This is a genomic window from Selenomonadales bacterium 4137-cl (assembly GCA_032334055.1).
GTDB lineage: Bacteria > Bacillota > Negativicutes > Sporomusales > UBA7701 > Anaeroselena > Anaeroselena agilis.
In genome coordinates this window covers 3,300,456-3,307,500 of record JAUOZS010000001.1, presented here as the reverse complement: position 1 = coordinate 3,307,500, position 7,045 = coordinate 3,300,456, and the positions used below count along the sequence as shown (strand labels likewise).

Annotated in this window: 3 protein-coding genes and 2 rRNA genes (1 of these 5 running past the window's edge); 2 read left to right on the top strand and 3 right to left on the bottom strand. The window is 56.2% G+C overall.

The window, feature by feature from the left end; all coding sequences use genetic code 11:
* Both Q4T40_17290 and rrf read left to right on the top strand, forming a co-directional pair.
* Positions 1–2,280: ribosomal RNA gene (locus tag Q4T40_17290) — 23S ribosomal RNA — on the top strand (it extends 643 nt beyond the left edge of the window).
* A 148-nt stretch (positions 2,281–2,428) separates the two neighbouring features.
* Positions 2,429–2,545, top strand: a 5S ribosomal RNA gene (gene rrf, locus Q4T40_17285).
* 116 nt (positions 2,546–2,661) lie between these two features.
* Here the strand turns inward: rrf and ilvD are convergent.
* The 3 genes from ilvD to Q4T40_17270 all read right to left on the bottom strand — a co-directional run bounded on the left by ilvD (position 2,662) and on the right by Q4T40_17270 (position 6,909).
* Positions 2,662–4,386, bottom strand: a complete 1,725-nt coding sequence (gene ilvD / locus Q4T40_17280) for a dihydroxy-acid dehydratase (protein ID MDT8902999.1) — start codon at positions 4,384–4,386, stop codon at positions 2,662–2,664.
* A 93-nt stretch (positions 4,387–4,479) separates the two neighbouring features.
* Entirely contained in the window at positions 4,480–5,490 is a 1,011-nt protein-coding gene (locus Q4T40_17275) for a D-cysteine desulfhydrase (GenBank protein MDT8902998.1), read from the bottom strand.
* 198 nt (positions 5,491–5,688) lie between these two features.
* Positions 5,689–6,909, bottom strand: a complete 1,221-nt coding sequence (locus Q4T40_17270) for a dicarboxylate/amino acid:cation symporter (GenBank protein MDT8902997.1) — start codon at positions 6,907–6,909, stop codon at positions 5,689–5,691.
* Between the last annotated feature and the right edge of the window lie 136 nt (positions 6,910–7,045).

Below are 7,045 nucleotides of genomic sequence, written 5' to 3'. Positions count from 1 at the left end.
CGGAGCCGCAGCGAAAGCGAGTCTTAATAGGGCGACAGTTAGTGATTGTAGACCCGAAACCGCAGTGATCTATCCATGACCAGGGTGAAGCGTAGGTAAAATTACGTGGAGGCCCGAACCCGTGAGCGTTGAAAAGCTTTGGGATGAGTTGTGGATAGGGGTGAAATGCCAATCGAACGCGGAGATAGCTGGTTCTCCCCGAAATAGCTTTAGGGCTAGCCTCAAGTGATGACTTACGACGGTAGAGCTCTGATTGGGCTAGGGGCCGTTAGGTTACCGAACTCTGTCAAACTGCGAATGGAGTAAGTTTAACTTGGGAGTCAGACTGCGAGTGCTAAGATCCGTAGTCAAGAGGGAAACAGCCCAGACCATCAGCTAAGGTCCCCAATGCCGTGCTAAGTGGCAAAGGATGTGGCGATACAAAAACAACCAGGATGTTGGCTTAGAAGCAGCCACCATTAAAAGAGTGCGTAATAGCTCACTGGTCGAGTGTCGCTGCGCCGAAAATGTCCGGGGCTAAAGCACGGAACCGAAGCTATGGCTTGAACGAAAGTTCAGGGGTAGGGGAGCGTTCCTACTGGGTCGAAGTCGCATCGGAAGGTGCGGTGGACTGGTAGGAAGTGAGAATGCCGGTATGAGTAGCGAAAAGGAAGGTGAGAATCCTTCCCACCGAAAGCCTAAGGATTCCTGAGGAAGGATCGTCCGCTCAGGGTAAGTCGGGACCTAAGCCGAGGCGTAGATGCGTAGGCGATGGACAACTGGTTGATATTCCAGTACCACCCCAAGTCGTTTGAGTGATGGAGTGACACAGTAAGGTAGGTAATCGCGAGGATGGAAATTCGCGTCTAAACTAGTAGGGTGTTTGGGAGGCAAATCCCCCAAACGAAAAGCCTGAGAAGTGACGGGGAGCCGATAGCGATATTGGCGAACTTACTGACCCTAGACTGTCAAGAAAAGCTTCTAGCGAGACTTGTGGGTGCCCGTACCGCAAACCGACACAGGTAGGCGGGGAGAGAATCCTAAGGTGCGCGGGAGAACCCTCGTTAAGGAACTCGGCAAAATGTCCCCGTAACTTCGGGAGAAGGGGAGCCCTGGGACGTGTAGATTAGAAACGATTGAAGCGTCCTGGGGTCGCAGAAGAGAGGCCCAAGCGACTGTTTACCACAAACACAGGTGCCTGCTAAAGCGAAAGCTGACGTATAGGTGCTGACACCTGCCCGGTGCTGGAAGGTTAAGGGGAGTGCTTAGAAGCAATTCGAAGGTGTGAACCGAAGCCCCAGTAAACGGCGGCCGTAACTATAACGGTCCTAAGGTAGCGAAATTCCTTGTCGGGTAAGTTCCGACCCGCACGAAAGGTGTAACGACTTGGGCACTGTCTCAACGAGGGACCCGGTGAAATTGAAATACCTGTGAAGATGCAGGTTACCCGCGACTGGACAGAAAGACCCCATGGAGCTTTACTGCAGCCTGGCATTGGATTTTGGTAAATCATGTACAGGATAGGTGGGAGACTTAGAAGCGAGGACGCAAGTCTTGGTGGAGTCGCCCTTGGGATACCACCCTTGATTTACTGGAGTTCTAACTGAAGAAGTAACGACTCTCAGGACAGTGCCAGGTGGGCAGTTTGACTGGGGCGGTCGCCTCCGAAAGTGTAACGGAGGCGCCCAAAGGTTCCCTCAGCGCGGTTGGAAATCGCGCGCAGAGTGCAAAGGCAGAAGGGAGCTTGACTGCGAGTCAGACAAGACGAGCAGGGACGAAAGTCGGGCTTAGTGATCCGGTGGTACCGAGTGGAAGGGCCATCGCTCAACGGATAAAAGCTACCCTGGGGATAACAGGCTAATCTCTCCCAAGAGTCCATATCGACGGGGAGGTTTGGCACCTCGATGTCGGCTCATCACATCCTGGGGCTGAAGTAGGTCCCAAGGGTTGGGCTGTTCGCCCATTAAAGTGGTACGTGAGCTGGGTTCAGAACGTCGTGAGACAGTTCGGTCCCTATCCATCGCGGGCGTAAGAGACTTGAGGGGAACTGCTCCTAGTACGAGAGGACCGGAGTGGACTGACCAATGGTGTACCAGTTATCCCGCCAGGGGTACAGCTGGGTAGCTACGTCGGGAACGGATAAACGCTGAAAGCATCTAAGCGTGAAACCGGCCTCAAGATGAGGTCTCTCACAGCATAAGCTGGTAAGGCCCCTTGTAGAACACGAGGTTGATAGGCCAGGAGTGTAAGGGCAGTAATGTCTTCAGCTGACTGGTACTAATAGGCCGAGGGCTTGACTTATGGCCAGACACACAGCGCTTCAGCGCTGATGTGGTCGGCAAGTTCTGAGCGTAGCGAAGAACACCTATGTCTAATCCAAGCAAATGTGCACACACTTTCTTCTGTGATGTTTTGAGGGAGCGTACTTTAAAGATGCTTACCTCTACAATCTGGTGCCGATAGCTGTGGGGTCCCACCCGTTCCCATACCGAACACGGCAGTTAAGCCCACATACGCCGAAAGTACTTGGCTGGAAACGGCCTGGGAGGATAGGTAGGCGCCGGTTAGACAAACCCCGTTCGTATTCACGAACGGGGTTTTGCTGTTTGTTATACTTAATACTGATAATTGACGTTTCAGCTTACGTTCCAGTTATCGAAGAGACGGATAAACCCATGTGAACTACAACCCAAAGCCGCCGCCGCGATCAGTGCCGAGAGCCAATTTTTTGTAGAGCCGCAACACCGGGGTGTCTGCTTTGGTCGGCAACGAGGGCTTCCGTGCTTTACGGACGGCAAAAACGCGCTCGACTTCCTCAGGCGGCACCGGCAGTCCGTTCACGCCCACGACATCGAGACGTCTGGCGGCAACATCCATTTTGATGAGGTCGCCATCCTCCAGGTAGGCGATCGGACCTCCCTCGGCGGCCTCGGGAGCGATATGACCGACAGCAGGCCCGCGGGTAGCGCCCGAAAAGCGCCCGTCAGTAAAAAGGGCCACGCTTTTTGATAACTCCGGCATGTTCCAGAAAGCCTCGGTGGTGCGCAGCATCTCCGGCATTCCTGATCCCTTCGGTCCCTCGCCGCGGATGAATACGGCGGTGCCGGGACCGATGTCGCCCCTTAGCAGCGCTGCCACGGCTTCCTCCTCCGAGTCGAAGACTTTAGCCTCCCCCTGGAAACTGTGTATGGCCTCATCGACTCCGGACAGTTTGATCACCGCGCCGTCGGGCGCCAGGTTGCCCTTGAGGATGCGGATATTGCCCTGTGGCTTTACGGGTTTCCGGCGGGTCTTGATAATGTCGGACGGGGTCAGGCGGTAATTGACCAGATAACTCTGCACAGCCTGGAACCAGCCCGAGTTTTCCAAATCGGCGAGGTTTTCCCCGGCCGTTTTCCCAGTCACGGTCATAGCGTCGAGGTGGAGCATGTCGCCCAGTTCGCGCATCACGGCCGGTACCCCGCCGGCGTACCAGAAAAGCTCGGTGGGCCACTGGCCACCCGTCTTGAAGCTTACCAGTACCGGGGTACGGCGGTTGACGGCGTCAAACTCTTCCTGACTGATTTCGATGCCGACCTCATGCGCGATGGCCGGCAGGTGCAGGAGAGCGTTGGTCGATCCCCCGAGAGCGGCATGCACGGTCAACGCATTGACAAAGTTCTTTTTGGTCATGAACCTGCGGGGTCGCAAATCTTGGCCGGCGTTAGCCACGATCTGGCGGCCGGCTTGGCGGGCGTAGCGGTTGATATGCATGCCGTAGGCAGGCACGAGAGCGTTGCCGGGCAGAGAAAGACCCAACGCCTCGGACATCGTCTGCATCGTGCTGGCGGTGCCCATGAACTGGCAGGCGCCGGCGCTGGGACAGCAGTTCATCGTGTAGTAGGACAGAGCCTGTTGGGTCAGCTCGCCTTTGGCGAACCGGTCCCCCGCGCCATAAAGAATCTCCGAGGACATGAAGTCGGGGCCGCTCAGCATCGCGCCGCCGGGCACATGAACGGACGGCAGATCGAGACGCAGCATCGCCATAAGCTGGGCGGGGATGGACTTGTCGCACGAAGCCATAAAAAGGCAGCCGTCAAACGGTGAAGCGAGTGCGTGAATTTCATACATAAAAGCCATGATCTCGCGGCTGACGAGCGAATAGTTCATACCGTCATGGGCCATGGCAATCCCGTCGCACATATCCGTCACGGCATACAGGGCAGCTTTGCCCCGGCTCTCTGCAACCGAAAGCTTCGCCTCTTCCGCCAGCCGGCCGAGGTGAATACTGCCGGGGTGACTGTCGCCATGCGCAGTGTCGATAAGAATCTGCGGTTTGGCCAAATCTCCCTCGTCCCAGCATGCCCCGGCCCGCAGACCGTCACCCTGATAATTGACTGTGCGCAGATACTGACTGCGGCAGCTCATCTGCATTCCTCCTTGTAGCGGTATTTTTCCCAACGGTCGGCAATCATGTCTCGTATCCTTGGTTGCTAAAAGCAAAGGAGCCTGAACGGCTCCTCAAATTCCGCCCGCCCCGTAGAATGTGTCGGTATAGGCAAACAAGGCGGGCGATCCCCCCGTGTGCACAAACAAAACCTTGGCATTTTTCTCGAAGAAGCCTTGGCGGGCGAGGCCAATGAGGCCGGCCATGGCTTTGCCGGTATAGACCGGGTCGAGAAGGATGCCTTCGAGACGGGCCACCAACTCCACCGCTTCCACCATCTCTGCGGTCGGCTGGGAGTAACCCGGACCGACGTATTCGTCGATGCAATTCACCGCATCGCGGGGGATGGGCTGCTTCAGCCCGACCCGCCTCGCGGTTGCCTGTACAAGGTCGTATACCAGCTCCGTCTGCACGTCCTTCTGGCGGCTGATGTTGATGCCGATGACTGGAATGTCGGTATTGTTGCCGTAAAATCCGGTTACAAGGCCGGCGTGGGTGCCGGCGCTGCCGCTGGTGGTGACGATGTAATCGAAGCTGATGCCTTTATCGAAGGACTGGGAAATGATTTCCTCCGCGCAGGCCACATAACCGGTGGCGCCTATCTCGTTCGAACCGCCGCCGGGGATGATGTATGCCTTGCGGCCTTCGGCGATCAGTTCGGCGGCCGCTAGCTCCATCTCCTTCATCATGTCCGTGCCGCCAGGCACAACTCTGACGGCTTCCACACCGAGCAGATGGAAAAGGAAATTGTTGCCGCTGCCGTGAGGCTTATAGCTGCCGGGGACGCGTTCCTCCAGTACCAACCGGCACTTCAGACCTTCCTTAACGGCTGCCGCCAAAGTGAGACGGCAGTGGTTCGACTGGACGGCGCCGCAGGTTATAAGCGTATCCGCTCCCTGCGCGAGGGCGTCGGCGACAAGAAACTCCAGCTTACGGGTCTTATTGCCGCCGGCGGCCAGACCGAGCAAATCGTCGCGCTTGATATAAACGTCAGGGCCACCGAGGATGGCCGACAGGCGGGGCAGAAACTCGATCGGGGTCTGACCTTCGGTATAACGGCGGCGGGGAAACCGGGCCAGGTTCATGGCGATACCTCCTGATAGTTGACGTTATCGATAAAAACCCGCTCTATGCCTCTGCCAAAATATTTCGTTGCCGGCGGGAAAACTCCTCTATAAAGGTATTGGACCAGGCTAACGCTGCGGTTCCCATACACTTATTCGGCAAAGACAGCACCCCGAAGAGTGCTGTCTTTGTCGTTTACAGAGAGTTTTTAGCCAAGATTACGCGGAAACCGATGGGGTGGACTGGGCGCGTTTATTCTCTGAACTCTGGATAAAGACGGCACAGACCGCGTCGCCGGTGATATTGAGCGTGGTTCGGGCCATATCGAGGATGCGGTCGATGCCGGCAATCAGCGCGATGCCTTCGAGTGGCAGGCCGACGGCCTGCAGCACCAGGGTCAGCATAATCAGTCCCGCGCCGGGGACGCCGGCGGTGCCGATCGAGGCGAGTGTACCGGTGAGGACGATTACCAGCATCTGGCTTATCGACAGATCAATGCCGTAGACCTGGGCGACGAACAGCGCCGCCGCACCTTGATAAATGGCCGTGCCGTCCATATTGATGGTCGCGCCCAGCGGCAGCACGAAACTGGATACTTCCTTGGAAACACCCAGGTTTTCCTGGGTATTCTTCATCGTCACCGGCAGCGTGGCGGAACTGCTGCAGGTCGAGAACGCGATCATCTGGGCCGGTAGAATACCCTTGAAGAATTTTGCCGGGCTCATGTCGCCGAGAACTTTAAGCGCCGTTGTATAAGTAATTGCCAGGTGAATGATACAGCCGATGTACACGGCGCCGATTACTTTTGCGAGGGGGATGAGCACCTTGGGGCCGTTGGCGGCCACGACCGGCAGTATAAGAGCGAACACGCCGTAGGGGGCAACCTCCATGATGATGCCGACGACTTTATAAGTCACTTCGGCCAGTCCGTCGAAAAAGGCTTCGACCGGCTTGGCCTTCGGCCCCACCAGGGTAATGCCTACACCGAGAAAGAGGGCGAACGCGATTATCTGCAGCATATTGGCATCCATTAAAGCTTTTACTGGGCTGGTGGGTATGATATTGATAAGCACGTCCATGATGGCCGGGGCCTCTTTGCCTTTGTAAACAGCATTGGTCGGAAGCTTAAGCCCCTCGCCGGGGTCCATGACGAGCGCTATAATGATGCCGATAGTGACGGCGAAGGCGGTGGTGACAAGATAATATGAGATCGTTTTGCCGCCGATGCGGCCCAGCTTCCGTACATCGCCCAGACTGCACGCGCCGACGATCAGGGACGCAAACACCAGGGGAACAATTATCATTTTGATCAGGTTAATGAACAGCGTCCCGATGGGGGCGATCCACTTCTTGGCGAAGCCCACACCTTCCGGACCTATGAACAGGCCGACAATCACACCCAGGACCAGACCGATAAGAATCTTGTTGGACAGCTGCATGACTGACCCTCCTAACGATAATATGACCGCGGAATCCGTGATCTACCTAAATTTTACTTTTACAGGAATTATCTGTCAATTAAAATTAACATATCTGTAAATGGCCGGTAAAAATACCTGATCAGCCCCAACGGCG